The sequence below is a fragment of the Arthrobacter sp. Z4-13 genome, from assembly GCF_054792705.1.
In genome coordinates, this window is sequence record NZ_CP096459.1 from 676,537 (window position 1) to 692,499 (window position 15,963).

Annotated in this window: 13 protein-coding genes and 2 riboswitches; of the genes, 8 read left to right on the forward strand and 5 right to left on the reverse strand. The window is 65.7% G+C overall.

Going from position 1 to position 15,963, the window contains the following annotated elements; translation table 11 throughout:
* Position 1 precedes the first annotated feature (1 nt).
* On the reverse strand, positions 2-1,423 hold the full coding sequence (locus M1E07_RS05070) for an FAD-binding oxidoreductase (RefSeq protein WP_461189181.1): 1,422 nt from the start codon (positions 1,421-1,423) through the stop codon (positions 2-4).
* Positions 1,424-1,612: 189 nt separating this feature from the next.
* Here M1E07_RS05070 and M1E07_RS05075 point away from each other — a divergent pair, with 189 nt between their 5' ends.
* The 3 genes from M1E07_RS05075 to M1E07_RS05085 all read left to right on the forward strand — a co-directional run bounded on the left by M1E07_RS05075 (position 1,613) and on the right by M1E07_RS05085 (position 3,030).
* Positions 1,613-1,816 (forward strand): hypothetical protein, encoded by a 204-nt coding sequence (locus tag M1E07_RS05075; protein ID WP_461189182.1) that lies wholly within the window; start codon positions 1,613-1,615, stop codon positions 1,814-1,816.
* A gap of 88 nt (positions 1,817-1,904) precedes the next feature.
* On the forward strand, positions 1,905-2,207 hold the full coding sequence (locus M1E07_RS05080) for a DUF4193 domain-containing protein (RefSeq protein WP_461189183.1): 303 nt from the start codon (positions 1,905-1,907) through the stop codon (positions 2,205-2,207).
* A 274-nt stretch (positions 2,208-2,481) separates the two neighbouring features.
* Positions 2,482-3,030: an AMIN-like domain-containing (lipo)protein gene (locus M1E07_RS05085; protein WP_461189184.1), complete on the forward strand. Its 549-nt coding sequence runs from the start codon at positions 2,482-2,484 to the stop codon at positions 3,028-3,030.
* An 87-nt stretch (positions 3,031-3,117) separates the two neighbouring features.
* On the opposite strand, the gene M1E07_RS05090 is transcribed toward M1E07_RS05085, so the two are convergent.
* The 3 genes from M1E07_RS05090 to M1E07_RS05100 all read right to left on the reverse strand — a co-directional run bounded on the left by M1E07_RS05090 (position 3,118) and on the right by M1E07_RS05100 (position 6,796).
* Entirely contained in the window at positions 3,118-4,680 is a 1,563-nt protein-coding gene (locus M1E07_RS05090; RefSeq protein WP_461189185.1) for an APC family permease, read from the reverse strand.
* Entirely contained in the window at positions 4,677-5,702 is a 1,026-nt protein-coding gene (locus tag M1E07_RS05095; RefSeq protein WP_461189186.1) for an agmatine deiminase family protein, read from the reverse strand. The genes M1E07_RS05090 and M1E07_RS05095 overlap by 4 nt, the downstream gene beginning before the upstream one ends.
* A 65-nt stretch (positions 5,703-5,767) precedes the next feature.
* Complete coding sequence (locus M1E07_RS05100) at positions 5,768-6,796, reverse strand: nitrilase-related carbon-nitrogen hydrolase (protein WP_461189187.1); 1,029 nt, start codon at positions 6,794-6,796, stop codon at positions 5,768-5,770.
* Between the two features lie 215 nt (positions 6,797-7,011).
* On the opposite strand from M1E07_RS05100, the gene M1E07_RS05105 reads away from it, so the two are divergent.
* A complete protein-coding gene (locus M1E07_RS05105; RefSeq protein ID WP_461189188.1) occupies positions 7,012-7,491 on the forward strand; it encodes a Dps family protein in 480 nt (159 codons plus the stop codon).
* Between the two features lie 92 nt (positions 7,492-7,583).
* On the opposite strand, the gene M1E07_RS05110 is transcribed toward M1E07_RS05105, so the two are convergent.
* Positions 7,584-9,167: an MFS transporter gene (locus tag M1E07_RS05110; RefSeq protein ID WP_461189189.1), complete on the reverse strand. Its 1,584-nt coding sequence runs from the start codon at positions 9,165-9,167 to the stop codon at positions 7,584-7,586.
* Between the two features lie 65 nt (positions 9,168-9,232).
* Here M1E07_RS05110 and M1E07_RS05115 point away from each other — a divergent pair, with 65 nt between their 5' ends.
* The 4 genes from M1E07_RS05115 (at position 9,233) to M1E07_RS05130 (ending at position 15,929) form a co-directional block, all read left to right on the forward strand.
* Positions 9,233-9,772 carry a TetR/AcrR family transcriptional regulator gene (locus M1E07_RS05115; RefSeq protein WP_461189190.1) on the forward strand — a complete coding sequence of 180 codons (540 nt, stop codon included), beginning with the start codon at positions 9,233-9,235 and terminating at the stop codon, positions 9,770-9,772.
* 88 nt (positions 9,773-9,860) lie between these two features.
* A riboswitch (glycine riboswitch) is annotated at positions 9,861-9,957 on the forward strand.
* A 1-nt stretch (position 9,958) separates the two neighbouring features.
* Positions 9,959-10,097, forward strand: a riboswitch (glycine riboswitch).
* A gap of 38 nt (positions 10,098-10,135) precedes the next feature.
* Positions 10,136-13,102: an aminomethyl-transferring glycine dehydrogenase gene (gene gcvP, locus M1E07_RS05120; RefSeq protein ID WP_461189191.1), complete on the forward strand. Its 2,967-nt coding sequence runs from the start codon at positions 10,136-10,138 to the stop codon at positions 13,100-13,102.
* An 8-nt stretch (positions 13,103-13,110) separates the two neighbouring features.
* Positions 13,111-14,259: a glycine cleavage system aminomethyltransferase GcvT gene (gcvT, locus tag M1E07_RS05125; protein ID WP_461189192.1), complete on the forward strand. Its 1,149-nt coding sequence runs from the start codon at positions 13,111-13,113 to the stop codon at positions 14,257-14,259.
* Positions 14,260-14,501: 242 nt separating this feature from the next.
* Entirely contained in the window at positions 14,502-15,929 is a 1,428-nt protein-coding gene (locus M1E07_RS05130; protein WP_461189193.1) for an L-serine ammonia-lyase, read from the forward strand.
* Positions 15,930-15,963: the final 34 nt, after the last annotated feature.

The following is a 15,963-nucleotide window of genomic DNA, read 5'->3' on the forward strand; positions in this document are numbered from 1 at the left end:
TTCAGGCACCCGTAGGCGGGATGTTGTGGTTAAGGCGCAGGAGATTCTGCGGATCATAACGGTCCTTGAGGGCAACGAGCCGCTGGTACTTATCCTGGCCGTAGGCATTGCGTGCAGCGTCTGCCTCCGGGACTCCCAGCTCCGCCCCCAAAAAGTTCACGTATTCGCCCTGCTCCGCGAACGGCTGCATCACCGCGTAGGCCTTCCGGGCAAATGCTGTAAGGCGTTCGTCCTCGGCCGGGTCCTGCCAAAACCCGTAAATGTTCAGCCAGTAACGCGCCGACCGGTTCGGAAACGCTGTTGCCTCTTCCGGGACCCGCCCGAAAGCGCCCTCCAGGTGGTGGATGTCGATGCCGGTTCCCTGCCACGCCAGCTCGGAGGCGAAACCAACCACCGCATCGGCCACCTCCCCGTCCAGCCGCGAGAAGGACACGTTCTTCCAGTAGCCGCGTGAGCCCTTGGGGAACACTGCGTCCATGGCGCTTTGCCAGTCCAGCCACGACGCCGATCCCACTTCCTCTTCGTCAGGCGGAGCAACGGCCCGGAGCTGGTCAACGAGGTTGAGGCCGGCCTGGTGGTCGTCGCTGACCCAGGCGAAGCCAAGAATCATCCATGGCTCATCACCCATGCCGAAATCGGGCGGGAAGACCAGGAAGGAAATGATCGGATTCATCTCGTCGGGCAGGTCCCGTGCCCACGCGTCGAAGGCAAGCAGGGCGGTCTTCCAGTGCTGTTGCCGGTAGAAGAGGTTGCCACCCAGGGGTGCCGCAGGCAGGGGAAGGGTGCGGAAGGTAAAAGAGGAGACGACGCCGAAGTTCCCGCCGCCGCCGCGCAGCCCCCAGAACAATTCAGGGTTTTCGTTCGCGCTTGCCTGCAGGTGCTCGCCGCCGGGGGTGACGACGTCCACAGCCTCCAGGTTGTCCAGGCTCAGCCCGCCCGTCCGCGTCAGCCAGCCCACCCCGCCGCCAAGGGCGAGTCCAGCTACCCCTGTCCCGCTGATGACTCCCAGCGGGACAGCCAGCCCATGCGCGGCCGTAGCCCGGTCCACATCCGCCAAGGTGGCTCCCGGCTCAACGGTGACGAGCCCGCTTCCGGCATCGACCGTGACAGCGCGGAGTGGCCCCAGGTCCAGGACCAGGCCGCCGTCGACAGTGCCATGGCCGGCGATGTTGTGCCCTCCGCCGCGGACCGCCAGCGCCAGACCGCTGCCCCGCGCAGTATCCAGCACCGCGTCGATGTCCGCGACGGCACCGGCCCTCGCGATCGCGCGGGGACGCAGATCCACCATGCCATTCCATACCGCCCGGGCTTCCTCGTAAAGTGGATCCTCTGGCTCGATCAACGATCCCTGCAGCCGTCTACGCAACTCCTGCAGTGACTGCTGGACCTCACGTTCCGGATGGTTGTGATGAGCTGTGGCCATCGCTGGTTACTTCCAGATCAAAGGGCAAGGACAATCCATCTGGAATGCCGATGCCGGGAGTTTAGGAGCAGTTCCCGGCGCGGGTCAACAGCCTATTTTTCCATTCACCTTGAGGCAGCAGGGCCGGGTTAATATCCACGAGACAGCGACGAAACGCGGCCACAACATTGGCTGCGTACGGTCGGTGGCATGAAAGCTCAATTTCCAGCCCGCATCAGTGCCTGGTTCGCGGATACGTTCTACTGCGAGACCCCTGCCCAGGCTGCCGATGCCATGGCCGATGCGACACGCTGGGGGTGGTTGCCGGCACTCAGTGGCGTGGCAGTCGGAGCGGACCATGCGCGGGAACTGCACGTGGAATCCGCGGCGGAACCGGGCGGCATGTCTGGTTGAACACACGGGCGCGCGTGTGAAGGCATAATGACTTAAACTGCCTGAGGTGCCTGAAATGGCGCTGTGCAGCAAGGAAAGTGAACACGCTATGGCTACCGATTACGATGCTCCACGCAAGCAAGAAGAAGAGTCTCCTGCCGACTCCCTGGAGGCCCTCCAGGCATCCCGTGGTGCCACCGCCCAGACCGCGGTGATTGACCTCGACGAAAACGACACGGCCGAGGGCATTGACCTGCCCGGCGCCGATCTTTCCAACGAGGAACTGACCGTCATCGTCGTTCCGGAGCAGTCAGATGAATTCACCTGCTCGTCGTGCTTTCTGGTCCGCCACCGGTCGCAGGTGGCCCGCGAAAAGAACGGCATGAAGTACTGCCGGGACTGCGAAGGCTGAAATCCCTACCCAAAACAGCGCCGGCCACCCCTAAAGGGTGACCGGAGCTGTTTCGTCGTCCGGCGTCGTTATCCGGCATAACAGCCGGGTCCAGAAACGGCACCGGAATGGTTAAGGACGGCCGCAAAAAGGCCCCGGATATAAAGGCGTGTGATCCGGATCCCGGCTTCCTTACGGTTCCGCGCCGAAGCGGCCACAACCCTCGTATTCAGTAGTGCGACGCTCCTACGCTTGAGCTATCCAATCGCACCACTCACTACGGATGGCACCCCAAATGAAAAAAATTCTCACCTGGCTCTCGGCCCTGCTCATGGCCGTCGGGGTCGGACTACTGGCTCCGGGGCCCGCCTCGGCTGCTACATCCTATTGCGGTCTTCAATGGGGGTCCCTGGCAAAAGCCGGACCCCACTTCAGCACCGCCTCCGTCACCAACGTCCGGACCGGGCAGCACACCTGCTTCGACCGTACGGTAATTGACCTCAAAGGCCCGGTAAAGGGCTACACCGTTGGTTACGTCACAGACATCACGCAAGACGGCTCCGGCGCAATCATCCCTGTCCGGGGCGGTGCTCGGCTGCAGCTAACACTGAAGGCACCCGCGTACGACGCACACGGCAATGCCACGTACAGTCCCCGGAACAGAACCGAACTGTCCAACGTCTCCGGCTACCAGACCTTCCGGCAGGTGGTCTACGCCGGAAGCTTCGAGGGCTACACCAGCGTTGGCCTGGGCGTCCGCGCCCGGCTGCCCTTCCGGGTCCTAACGCTGGACGGCCCCGGATCGGGGTCACGGCTGATTGTGGACGTGGCACACTTCTGGTGACGCACCTGAGGTGACGCAACGAAAAGGTGCCGCACCCCGGAATCTGGGATGCGGCACCTTTTGTGTGTGCTGCAACGAAGCAGGAAACTACTCCGGGACCACCAGGGCCGGGGTGTCCCGCTTGAGGGTCTCGCCGCGGAAGAATCCGGGGCGCAGCCGGGACATCACCAGCATGAACACCACACCAAGGACCAGGATGCCCACGCCGAGGACGAACACCAGGCCCACCCCGAACACCTCCGAGCCGCTGCCGAACTCGGGCGCCCAGCTGTCCACCGCCGTCTGCAGGAACACCACAAACAGTCCCACGCCGCCGAGCACCGGGCAGAGGAACCGCAGCAGGAAGTTGCGGGCGCTGCTGAAGACGCTGTGGCGGAAGTACCAGGCGCAGGCGATCGCAGTCAGCCCGTAGTAGAAGCAGATCATCAGGCCCAGCGCCAGGATGGTGTCGTTCAGGACGTTTTCGCTGAGCACATGCATCACGGCGTAGAACCCCGCGGACAGGAAGCCGGCGGCAATGGTGGCATAGCCCGGCGTCGCAAAGCGCTTGCTCACCCGGCTTAGCGGTTCCGGCAATGCCCCGTAATGGGCCATGGCCAGCAGGCTGCGCGACGGCGACATAAACGTGGACTGCAGGGAAGCGGCTGAGCTGGACAGCACAGCCAGGGACATCAGGATGGCGAAGGGACCCATGATGGGGGACGCCAGGGCAGTGAAGATGTTTTCGTGGTTCTCGGCGTTGTTCAGGCCGTTGCCCGTGTCACCAACGCCGGCGAACATCATGGTGGCGATGCTCACCAGCAGGTAGATGGCCAGGACGATGAGGGCGGTCAGGGTGCCGGCGAGGCCTGCCGTCCTTTTGCCGTTGGCGGTTTCCTCGTTCACGGTCAGACAGACGTCCCAGCCCCAGTACACAAAGATGGACAGGGAGATTCCGGCGGCGATCTGGCCGAACGTTTCGATCTTGGTGACGTCAAACCAGTCCCAGCTGAAGGGGATGGCCGTCTCCGACGTGGACCAGTTGGCGAACGCCATGGCCACAAACAGGCCCAGGACCAGCAGCTGGAACCCCACCAGGCCGTACTGCACCAGCTTCGTGGTGTGGAGGCCGCGGTAGCTGACCCACACGGCAAGGGCCACGAACACAAAACAGGTGAGCACGTTCAGCGGCTTGTTGGCCGCGAGGTCAGCAAGTTCGGCCGACCCGGTGAGCTGGGAGAGGAAAAGGTAGAAGAAGTCGACGGCGACCCCCGCCAGGTTGGACAGGACGATGATGTTGGCTGCGAGGAGGCCCCACCCGCCCATCCAGCCCACCCACGGGCCGAACGCTTTGGTGACCCAGGTGAAGGTGGTGCCGCTGTCCGGGGAGTCGGCGTTGAGTTCCCGGTAGGCCAGGGACACCAGGATCATCGGGATGAACCCGATCAGGAAGATGACAGGCAGCTGCAGCCCGGCTTCGTTGACGGTGGGGCCCAGCGCGCTGGTGAGTGTGTAGGCCGGGGCGATGGTGGAAATGCCAAGGACGACGACGGCGAGGAGCCCCAGCTGCCCGCCCTTTAGACCCTTGGGGGTAATTCCGTGGGCGGTGCCGGGAGCATGCTGTCCGGCCCCGCCTGCGGCAGGGGTGCCGGTGCGGATGGTTTCTGTCATGACACCACTTTCTGGGAGGCAGCGGGCTGCTGTTGGGTGATGCAGTGGATTCCGCCGCCGCGGGCGAACAGTTCGCGTGCGTCGATGGCGACGATGCGGCGTCCGGGGTAGGCCTCCGCCAGGACCTGCAGGGCCTTGTCGTCCTGGGGGTCGTTGAAGCTGCAGGCGATGACGCCGCCGTTGACCACCACGTGGTTGATGTAGCTGTAGTCCACGAAGCCTTCATCGTCCCGCAGGGTTTCGGGGGCGGGGACCTTGATGATCTTCCACTGCCGGCCGGCGGCGTCCGTGGTGCCGCGCAGGAAGTCGATGATGTCGCGGCTGACCTCGAAGTCCGGATGTTCCGGGTTCTCCTGCGAATGGACCAGCAGCGTGCCGGGGGAGGGGATGGCGGCCACGATGTCCACGTGGCCGCGGGTGCCGAAGCGCTCGGAGTCGCGGGTCAGGCCCCGCGGCAGCCACACCACATGGGTGGCGCCGATGGTGCGGGCCAGTTCCCGTTCGACGTCGGCCCGGCTGAGGCCCGGATTGCGCCCGGGATCCAGCTGCACGGTTTCGGTGACGAGGACCGTTCCCTGGCCGTCCACCTGAATGCCGCCGCCCTCATTCACGAGGGCGGACGCGAGGTGGCGTGCCCCCGAGCGGCCAGCCACCTCGCCGGCGATCAGGGCATCCTTGTCCCACTGGGCCCAGTCCTGCCCGCCCCAGCCGTTGAACACCCAGTCCACGGCACCGAGCTGCCCCTCGCCGTCCAGGACAAAGGTGGGCCCGATGTCGCGCATCCACGCGTCGTTCAGCGGGGCCGCGAGCACCTCTATGTGAGGGTGCAGGTAGTCGGCGGCTGTCTCGACGTCGTCGGGGTCCACCACCATGGTGACAGGCTGGAATTCGACGGCGGCGTTAGCCACGGCAGCCCAGGTGGACCTGGCCGCACGGGCGGCTTCAGCAGACTCCCCAAGGGTGTAGCCGCCGGCCGGGAACGCCATCCAGAGCCGCTCCTGGGGGGCTGTTTCGGCAGGCATCCTCCATTGCGTGGCTTGCGCCGTTTGCCCCCGGGCGCCAGCCTCCCGGTGAGCCGCGGCGGCGGTCACGAGCACACCTCCGCGAACCCGTGCTCGCCGCCGATGGATTCATTCGGGCGGACGGGTTCGGTGAGGCGGCCATAGGTATCCGGGCGGCGCGTTGCCAGGAAGGGGAACAGCGTCAGCCAGTCCTTCCTCTGGTCCAGGTCCACATCAGCCACCAAAACGGCGGACGCATCGCGGGGTGCCTGGGCGAGAATCCGGCCGTAGGGATCGGAAATGAAGGATGACCCGTAGAAGTTCAGGGTGCCTTCGCTGCCCCAGCGGTTCGGCGCAATCATAAAGAGCCCGTTGGCGATGCCGTTTCCCACGATCACCTGCTGCCAGAGCGGCTGGGTATCAAAGTCGGGGTGGTCAGGTTCGGAGCCGATGGCCGTGGGGTAGACCACGATGTCCGCGCCGCCGAGTGCATACAGCCGGGCCACTTCAGGGAACCATTCGTCCCAGCAGGTAGGCATGCCCAGCCGGGCGCCGCCGAGTTCGGCGGGCGCATGGACCTCATAGGCGTCTGCGGCAGCCGGGCCCTTGCGGAAGAACTTGTCCTCGTAGTAGCCGGCGGTGACCGGGATGTGTAGTTTGTGGGTCCGGGCCAGGAGCTCGCCTTCCGGCGAGACCAGAATGGCCGTGTTCAGGCCCAGGCCGTCGTCCTCTCCGTCCGGGTCTTCGGCCCGCTGGTACAGGGACGCGTGAACGGACACCCCGTGGCGCCGGGCAGCGTCTGCGGCGAACCGGAAGGTGGGGCCGGCGAGCAGGTCCTCGGCAATATCCGAGGGCCGGGTACGCGTGGGGCCCTCGGCGGGATCGTTGTGCGGCTGCGTGTCTGCGGGATACCGCGAAAGCGTCAGCTCAGGCAGGAAAACAACGGAGGCGCCAAGGCGGGCTGCCCGGCCGATGCCATCGTTCAGTTCGGCCTCCACGACGGCGCTGTCTGCTTGCCAGCGGTGCTGGACCACGCCAACGCGCAGGGCCTGCCGGCTGGACGGCGATGTCCGGGCCAGGGAGGCGGGTGCGTCGAGGCAGGAAATTTCAATCATGGTTTCTACTCCAGTGAGACGACGGTCACTAAATGAATGACGTTCATTTAGTATGGGGTTCCGCGCCGGCGGATGCAAGGGGGAATATGAATCAGGTTCGTTTATGTCGCGAAAAACAAATTAGTAAGCTCACTGAGAAATTTCCCAAGGGCGCCGTCCTATGCTGCGCAGGGGGCTGGTAGCGTCAGGATTACTGGACCAATCGAGGAGGACGCATGAAAGCTTCACCGACACTGACCAACAACCTGCAGGCTGTGCTTACGGACCTGATCGAGCTGCACATCCAGGGCAAGCAGGCCCATTGGAACATCGTGGGAACCAATTTCCGGGACCTCCACCTGCAGCTGGACGAAATTGTTGACGCCGCCCGCCAGTTCGCCGATGATACGGCTGAGCGGATGCGCGCCCTGCACGCGCTCCCCGACGGTCGCAGTTCCACCGTGACCGGGTCCACCAGCCTCGCTCCCTTCCCTGAGGGCCTCATCAGCACCAAGGATGCCATCGAGCGGATTGTTGGGGCCCTCGAAGCTGCCGTGGGCACCATGCGGAAGGTCCACGATGAAGTAGACGAGGAAGACCCCACCTCGGCTGACCTCCTGCACGAGTTCATCCTGAAGCTGGAACAGTTCGCCTGGATGGTGAACGCCGAAACCATGAAGGCCACCGCGAGCGTCACTGCGCCTGACGCGCAGTAGCCCGGTGGCCCTGACGGGCAGCGCCCTGCAGGCGCCCGGCGTCGGAGGTTATCCTCCGGCGCCGGGCGCTTTTTCCTGCCCGGCCGCTGCCCCTATGCCGCCTTGGGCACCTTCCGAAGCACGACGGCGGAGAGGACTGCCGCCGTCGCCATCAGCACCAGCCCGATCGCGGCGGTGACGTGCACGCCGGAGTCGAAGGCGGCGCCGGCTGCATGCCGGACGGCGTCCGCGAGGGGCGCCGGCAGGCCTGCCGCGAGCTCCATGGCCCCGGCCAGGGTTTCGCCGGCCTGTGCTGTGCTGTGGCCGGATGCAGCGGCTGCAAGACCTTCCGGGAGCCGCAGGTTGTGCTGGTAGGAGGCTGTAAGGATGGAGCCCAGCACGGCGGTTCCCAGCAGGGCACCCACCTCGTAACCTGTCTCCGAGATTGCTGAAGCTGCCCCGGATTTTTCCGGCGGCACGCTGCCGAGGATGAGGTCATTGGAGATGGTCTCGGCCGTTCCCACGCCCAGTGCCAGAACCAGCAGGGCAGCGAGCAGCAGTGCCGGGCCGTTGGCATGGCTGCCAAACGCCACCATGCTGTAGCCGGCGGCACTCATGGCCAGTCCGGCGCCCACCACGAATCCCGGCCGGATCCTTCGTACCACCGGAACCACCGCAAGGCCCGCCACCACGGTTGCCACCAGTGCGGGAATCATTGCCACGCCCGCAGCGGAAGGGGACATGCCCTCGAGGAGCTGAAGGTGCTGGGCCAGGAAGAGGATGAAGCCGTTGAAGGAAAACAGGGCCAGGACATTGGCGGTGATGGCCATGCTGAACACCCGGTTGCGGAACAGGGACATGTCCAGCAGCGGGCTCTCCAGCCGCTGTTGCCGGCGGACAAAAACGGCACCCATTGCCAGTCCAAAAGTTATGCTCCCCAGGGCCAATGGGCCGGCGCCTTCCGTGGCGAATTCCTTGATGCCGTAGACCACCGGAACCATGGTGAGCAGCGAGAGCAGGATGCTGGGCGCATCCACCCGCCCCGGTGTTGGGTCCTTGGATTCCGGGATGAATGCCGGGCCGAAAGCCAGCAGGGGCAGCATGATGGGTACGGCCACCAGCAGAATTGCGCCCCACCAGAACTGCTCAACAAGCCACCCGCCAAAGATCGGACCCAGGGCCGCGCCGCCGGAGAACCCCGCAGCCCAGATGGCGATTGCCAGCCGCCGGCGGTTCGGGTCAACGAAGATGTTGCGGATCAGGGAAAGGGTGGAGGGCATCAGCATGGCGCCGAAGAAGCCCAGGGCGGCGCGGCCGGCAATCAGCCAGCCGGCGCTGGGGGCGAAGGCCGTTACGGCTGACACAGCGGCGAAGCCGATGCTGCCGGTAATGAGGAGCCGGCGGCGTCCGATCCTGTCGCCCAGGCTCCCCATGGCAACGAGCAGTCCGGCCAGTACCAGCGGGTAGGCGTCCACGATCCACAGGAGCTCGACTCCGGATGTGCCCAGCGCACCCGCGATCGCGGGCAGCGCAAAGGTCAGCGCGGTGTTGTCCACGGCTACGAGGAGGACCGGGAACATCAGGAGTCCCAGTGCGAGCCAATCGCGCCAAGTGCCCGTGGCGCGATTTTGTTCAGGCGGGGCAGGTGGAGTGCTGCGGGTGATGCTCTGTGGGGAAGTGGCGGAAGACTTCATCATCCCTAAACTATACCGTCCGGACGGTATAGTTAAGAAACGGGGCCCGACGATGCATGATGGGAACCATGCCCCGAAAACCCGTTGCGCGAGACGCAGTCCTCGACGCCTTTGAAGAACTCCTGATTGATGTGGGGGAAAGGGCCGCCACGCTGGATGCAGCGGCCAAGCGTGCCGGCGTCTCCAAAGGCGGCCTGCTGTACCACTTCCCCAACAAGGAAGCGCTGATCACCGCCACCCTGGACCGGCTGGACCGGCTGGCAGGGGAGGACCTCGCCGCCATGGCGGCTGCGCCGGAAGGGGCTGCGGCATACTTCATCCGGTCATCGCTCTGGTCCGACACTCCGATGGACCGTTCCTTTGTCGCCGCGACGCGTCTCGCCGAGGTGGCCCATGAGGATGCGCGCCGCCGCTTTACTGTGATCCAGCAGCAATGGCTGGAGCTCATCGGCAAGGATGTGGGCCCGGCGATGGCAAAGGCTGTGCTGTACATGGGGGACGGGCTGTACTTCAACGCCATGTGGGAGAGCGGGCCGTCCGGAAACCCCGGCGACAGGCAGGCGGAGGTGGACGAACTGCTTGCCGCCGTCGAGCGGTTGAGGGGCTAGCTGCCATTTGCTCCTCAGTCAGTGGCATAGGAGAATTGGTCCATGTGTGGGCCGTCTCCGGCGCGCCCATACCCAAATGAATAGCCTTTGATCTGCGGCGGGAGAGTTCTGCCAAGGTACAAGCAGGCGCCGTAGGAGCAATACCTCCCCAGGAATCTCACAGGCCCATGTACCGCCGCGGCGAGGCACCTCTGGAAAGCAGCACGCTGTCCGCCTCGGTATCCGGTCCCGGATACTTGGAACGCTGTGCTCACCGACGGTGCAAGCGGGGCTTGCGCAAGCAGGCACCGCGGAAACTCTCAGGTCCAGTTACAGAGCGGGGAGGGCCCGAATCGATGTGGCGTACCCTGCGCCGCCTTAGTTATGGAGTTCCTCGTGACTGTATCTCCGGCCTCCGCCATCCCAGCCTCCGCCATCCCAGCCTCCGCCTCCCCGGCCACCGCCAATCCGGCCTCGGACCGCCAAACTCCTTCCGCCCCGGCCGCCGCCACCTTCGTTGACCGGCACATCGGCGCCCGCCGGGAGGCTGACGTCGACACCATGCTCGAGGCCGTCGGCTACGACACCGTGGACGCGCTGGTTGATACCGCCGTCCCCAAGGACATCCGGCAGGACTCCGCTTTGGAGCTGGCAGGCGCGCTGAGCGAGGTGCAGGCACTCGCTGAACTGCGCCGGCTGGCCGCCAGGAACAAGACCGCCGTGCAGATGATTGGCCAGGGCTACTATGACACCGTGACGCCCCCGGTGATCCGCCGCAACATCCTTGAGGGTCCGGCCTGGTACACCGCCTACACCCCGTACCAGCCCGAGATTTCCCAGGGCCGCCTTGAAGCTCTGCTCAACTTCCAGACCATGGTCCAGGACCTGGTGGGCCTGCCCATCGCGAACGCCTCTTTGCTGGACGAAGCCACCGCAGTGGCGGAGGCCGTACTGATGATGCGCCGCGCCAACAAGAACAAAGATGCGCGCGACGGCAAGACGGTGCTGGACGCGGACTGCCTGCCGCAGACCATCGCCATCGCGAAGGGCCGCGCCGAGGCTCTGGGCTTCGAGGTTGAGGTCGCGGACCTCTCCAAGGGACTGCCCGACGGCGTCATCAACGGTGTGGTGCTCCAGCAGCCCGGCGCTTCCGGCCGGGTTTTCGACCACAGCGCCGTGATCGCCGATGCCAAGGAGCGCGGTGCCCTGGTGACGGTTGCGGCCGACCTGCTCGCCCTGACCCTCATCACGCCACCAGGCGAGCAGGGCGCGGACATCGCCGTCGGCTCCGCGCAGCGCTTCGGCGTCCCGCTGTTCTATGGCGGTCCGCACGCCGCCTACATGGCAGTGCAGAAAGGACTGGAGCGTTCCATGCCCGGCCGCCTGGTGGGCGTTTCCAAGGACTCCGCCGGGGTTCCTGCCTATCGCCTGGCCCTGCAGACGCGCGAGCAGCACATCCGCCGGGAGAAAGCCACGTCCAACATCTGCACCGCGCAGGCGCTGCTGGCCATTGTGGCCTCCATGTACGCTGTGTACCACGGCCCCGAGGGGCTGAAGGCGATCGCCCAGTCCGCCCACGCGCATGCCAGGACCATCGCTGCTTCCCTCAAGGCCGCCGGCTTCGAGGTGCTGCACACCAGCTTCTTCGACACCGTCACGGTCTCGGTGCCGGGCAGGGCGGCGGGCATCGTGGCCGCCGCTGAGGCGAAGGGCATCAACCTGCGCAATATCGACGCCGACACGGTGGGCTTCTCCACGGATGAAACGACAACATCAGAAATTGCCGGCGGCGTCCTTGAAGCTTTTGGGCTGGAAGCCGTCGACGCTTCCGCCGGTGACTCCGAAGGCGCTGGCTTTGGCCTGGATGCCGCCGTCACGCGCTCCTCCGGCTTCCTGCAGCACCCGGTGTTCAACACCTACCGCTCCGAGACGCAGTTGCTCCGTTACATCCGTAAGCTTTCAGACCGGGACCTGGCGCTGGACCGCACCATGATCCCGCTGGGCTCCTGCACCATGAAGCTGAATGCCACCGCCGAGATGGAAGCCATTTCCTGGCCCGAGTTCGCCTCCATCCACCCGTTTGCCCCGGACTCCCAGACCGCAGGCTGGCGCGAACTGATTGCGGACCTGGAAGCACAGCTCACCGAGATCACGGGCTACGACCAGGTGTCCATCCAGCCAAACGCGGGTTCTCAAGGCGAGCTTGCCGGCCTGCTGGCGATCCGCGGCTACCACCACTCCCGCGGCGATCAGCAGCGGAACGTCTGCCTGATCCCCGCCTCGGCCCATGGCACCAATGCCGCCTCGGCGGTCCTGGCCGGCATGAAGGTGGTTGTGGTGGCCACCGCCGTTGACGGCACCATTGACCATGCCGACCTGTACGCCAAGATCGAGGCGAACAAAGACGCGCTGTCCTGCATCATGATCACCTACCCGTCCACCCACGGAGTGTACGACGCCGACGTGCGCGAGGTCTGCGACGCCATCCACGCAGCAGGTGGCCAGGTGTACATCGACGGCGCCAACCTGAACGCCCTGGTGGGCTTGGCGCAGCCGGGCAAGTTCGGCGGCGACGTCTCGCACCTGAACCTGCACAAAACCTTCTGCATCCCCCACGGCGGCGGCGGACCCGGCGTCGGACCCGTCGCTGCTAAGGCGCACCTGGCACCGTTTATGCCCGGCAACGCGGCCACCTGGACCGAAGGCAATGACGTCCCGATCTCTGCCTCGAAGTACGGTTCGGCCGGCGTCCTGCCCATCTCCTGGGCGTACGTCAAGCTCATGGGCGGCCAGGGGCTCACCGAGGCCACCAAGTCCGCGCTGCTCGCCGCGAACTACATCGCCGCGCGCCTGAACGACTTCTTCCCCGTCCTGTACACGGGCGAAGGCGGGCTCGTGGCGCACGAGTGCATCCTGGACCTGCGCGAACTGACCGCCAGGACCGGCGTCACCGCCGAGGACGTAGCCAAGCGCCTCATCGACTACGGCTTCCACGCCCCCACCCTGGCGTTCCCGGTTGCCGGCACCCTGATGGTGGAACCCACGGAATCCGAGGACCTCGGCGAGATCGACCGCTTCATCGAAGCCATGATCTCCATCCGCGCCGAGATCGACCAGGTGGCCAACGGTGACTTCACCGTTACCAACAGCCCGCTGCGCAACGCACCGCACACCGCCGCGGCCGCCATCAGCAGCGATTGGGACCGCGCCTACCCCCGTGAGCAGGCAGTGTTCCCGGTGAAATCGCTGAAGCAGGACAAGTACTTCCCGCCCGTCGGCCGCATCGACGGCGCAGCCGGCGACCGGAACCTGATCTGCTCCTGCCCGCCGCTTTCCGAGTTCGAAAACTAAGGCCCGCCATGACGGAGAAATACACCGCACTCTACGACGAGCACAAGAAGCTGGGTGCGTCCTTCACGGACTTCGGCGGCTGGCAGATGCCCCTGAAATACAGCTCCGAGCTCGCCGAGCACCACGCCGTCCGCAAGAGCGCCGGCCTGTTCGATCTCTCCCACATGGGCGAGGTCTGGGTCACCGGGCCGGCCGCGGCCGCGTTCCTCGACTACGCGCTGGTGGGAAAAATCTCCGCCATGCCCGTGGGCAAGGCCAAGTACTCCCTGATCTGCAACGAGGACGGCGGCATCATCGACGACCTCATCGCCTACCGGCGCCCAGCGGCGGAGGACGGTACAGACGTTTTCCTGGTGGTGCCCAACGCAGGCAACGCCACAGTGGTGGCCGCCGCCCTTGCCGAACGCGCCGCCGGGTTCGACGTCGCCGTTGATGACGCTTCCGCCGCCACCTCGCTGATCGCCGTCCAGGGCCCGAAGGCGCAGGAGCTGCTGCTCCGCCTCGTCCCGGCCGCCCGGCACAGCCTGGTGACGGAACTGAAGTACTACGCCGCCGTCGAAGTTCCTTTCCTGGTGGCCGGCGCCGGGCTGGACCTCCTGCTCGCCCGCACCGGTTACACGGGCGAGGACGGGTTCGAGATCTTTGTAGCGAACGACGACGCCCCTGGCCTTTGGCAGGCACTCGTCGCCATTGCCGAGGAGGGGGAGCTGGCGCCTGCGGGCCTGGCCTCCCGGGATTCCCTCCGCCTGGAAGCGGGGATGCCGCTGTACGGAAACGAGCTGTCCCTGCAGGGCGACCCGTTTAGCGCTGGGCTGGGACCCGTCGTCGGGCTTTCCAAGGAAGGCGACTTTGTGGGCAAAGCCGCGCTCGCAGCCCAAAAGGAAGCCGGTGCCGGCAGCACCTCCGGCCGCAGGCTCGTGGGCCTCAAAGGGCTCGGCCGGCGCGCGGGCCGGGCCCACTACCCCGTCCTCAAGGACGGCAACGTGGTGGGCGAAGTCACCTCCGGCCAGCCCTCACCCACCCTGGGATACCCCATCGCCATGGCGTACGTGGACGTCGATTTCACCGAAGTCGGCACGGCCCTGGAGGTTGATCTCCGCGGCAAGGCAGAGCCGTTCGAAGTCGTCGACCTGCCGTTCTACAAGCGCCTTCAGTAGCATCGTGCTCTTCGATGGTTGGCTTCGGGACCGGCGGACCGCGCCTCCGGATACCGATCCCACAGGGGCAGCGCCCGTCTCACCAAAGTCCGGCAGCCACTGATCGTCGGCAAGGGTGAGGGCCCGACGGCGGGTGAGCGGATTCCGGAAGCGTGCGTCAGAGGCGAGGAACGAGCCAGCACGCGGAGGAATTCGGCCGGTCGCACCCACCCCGCCACGAACTCTCTAGTTAGGAACACACCATGGCTGTTGGAGTCTTTGATTTGTTTTCCATCGGGATCGGGCCCTCGAGCTCGCATACCGTGGGGCCGATGCGGGCTGCTGCCGTTTTTGCGGAGGAGCTGAAATTCTCCGGTGCGCTGGACCGTGTGGCGTCGCTGCGGGTTGACCTGTTTGGGTCGCTCGCGGCGACGGGCCACGGGCATGGGACGATGACGGCAATCCTGCTGGGGCTGGAGGGCTTCCATCCGGAGTTGATCCTGCCTGATGAGGTGGAGGAACGCCTGGCGGCCATCGACCAGACGGGCATGCTGCAGTTGGCGGGTGCGGTGCCCCTGCCGTATGGGGTGAAGGACATGGTGCTGCGGCCGTTGACCATTCTGCCGCGGCACACCAACGGCATGACGTTCACGGTGTCCGATGCCAACGGCCAGGTCCTGCACACGGCCACGTTCTTCTCGGTGGGCGGCGGTTTCATCGTCCGTGAGGGCGAGGAGGACGCCGCGCAGCAGGAGCTGGAGGAATCCAAGAAGGAACTGCCGCTGCCGTTCCGCACGGCCGCCGAACTGCTGGAGCACTGCCGGGAAACCGGGCTGGGCATCAGTGACGTGATGCGCGTCAACGAGGAGGACAGCCGCACTCCCGAGGAGATCCGGGCGGGTCTGCTGCACATCTACTCCGTGATGGAGGGCTGTGTGCAGACCAGCCTGCAGCGCGAAGGCGTGCTGCCCGGCGGGTTGAAGGTCCGGCGTCGTGCCCCGGACTGGTACGACCGGCTGAAGAAGGAGAGTTCGCGGCCGGACAGTGAAGGCCAGGACCAGGAGTTCCATGACCCGAAGTATTGGCAGGAGTGGGTTAACTTGATTGCCCTGGCGGTGAATGAGGAGAACGCGTCCGGCGGCCGGGTGGTTACCGCGCCTACGAATGGGGCTGCCGGGATCATTCCGGCGGTGCTGTACTACGCGCTGCACTTTGCGCCGGGAATGGAAAACGCCAGCCAGGAGGACCGCGACGACGTCGTGGTGAAGTTCCTGCTCGCCGCCGGTGCCGTGGGGGTGCTGTACAAGGAGCAGGCCTCCATCTCGGGTGCCGAGGTGGGCTGCCAGGGCGAGGTGGGGTCGGCGTCGTCCATGGCGGCGGCGGGCTTGGCCGAGGTCATGGGCGGAACGCCGGCGCAGGTGGAGAACGCCGCCGAGATTGCGATGGAGCACAACCTGGGCCTGACGTGTGATCCGATCGGCGGGCTGGTGCAGGTTCCCTGCATCGAACGGAACGCGATCGCGGCGGCGAAGGCGATCAACGCCGCGAAGATGGCGCTCTGGGGTGACGGTTCGCACCGGGTTTCGCTCGACGAGGTCATCGTGACCATGCGCGAGACCGGCAAGGACATGAGCTCCAAATACAAGGAAACAGCCATGGGCGGCCTGGCCGTCAACGTGGCCGTCTGTTGACGGCGGCCGCATCTTCAGGGGACATGTGCCGTTC

Coding starts and splice junctions, on each gene's coding strand:
- M1E07_RS05070 (WP_461189181.1), bottom strand. CDS start 1,423: ATGGCCACAGCTCATCACAACCATCCGGAACGTGAGGTCCAGCAGTCA.
- M1E07_RS05075 (WP_461189182.1), top strand. CDS start 1,613: ATGAAAGCTCAATTTCCAGCCCGCATCAGTGCCTGGTTCGCGGATACG.
- M1E07_RS05080 (WP_461189183.1), top strand. CDS start 1,905: ATGGCTACCGATTACGATGCTCCACGCAAGCAAGAAGAAGAGTCTCCT.
- M1E07_RS05085 (WP_461189184.1), top strand. CDS start 2,482: ATGAAAAAAATTCTCACCTGGCTCTCGGCCCTGCTCATGGCCGTCGGG.
- M1E07_RS05090 (WP_461189185.1), bottom strand. CDS start 4,680: ATGACAGAAACCATCCGCACCGGCACCCCTGCCGCAGGCGGGGCCGGA.
- M1E07_RS05095 (WP_461189186.1), bottom strand. CDS start 5,702: ATGCCTGCCGAAACAGCCCCCCAGGAGCGGCTCTGGATGGCGTTCCCG.
- M1E07_RS05100 (WP_461189187.1), bottom strand. CDS start 6,796: ATGATTGAAATTTCCTGCCTCGACGCACCCGCCTCCCTGGCCCGGACA.
- M1E07_RS05105 (WP_461189188.1), top strand. CDS start 7,012: ATGAAAGCTTCACCGACACTGACCAACAACCTGCAGGCTGTGCTTACG.
- M1E07_RS05110 (WP_461189189.1), bottom strand. CDS start 9,167: ATGATGAAGTCTTCCGCCACTTCCCCACAGAGCATCACCCGCAGCACT.
- M1E07_RS05115 (WP_461189190.1), top strand. CDS start 9,233: ATGCCCCGAAAACCCGTTGCGCGAGACGCAGTCCTCGACGCCTTTGAA.
- gcvP (WP_461189191.1), top strand. CDS start 10,136: ATGGAGTTCCTCGTGACTGTATCTCCGGCCTCCGCCATCCCAGCCTCC.
- gcvT (WP_461189192.1), top strand. CDS start 13,111: ATGACGGAGAAATACACCGCACTCTACGACGAGCACAAGAAGCTGGGT.
- M1E07_RS05130 (WP_461189193.1), top strand. CDS start 14,502: ATGGCTGTTGGAGTCTTTGATTTGTTTTCCATCGGGATCGGGCCCTCG.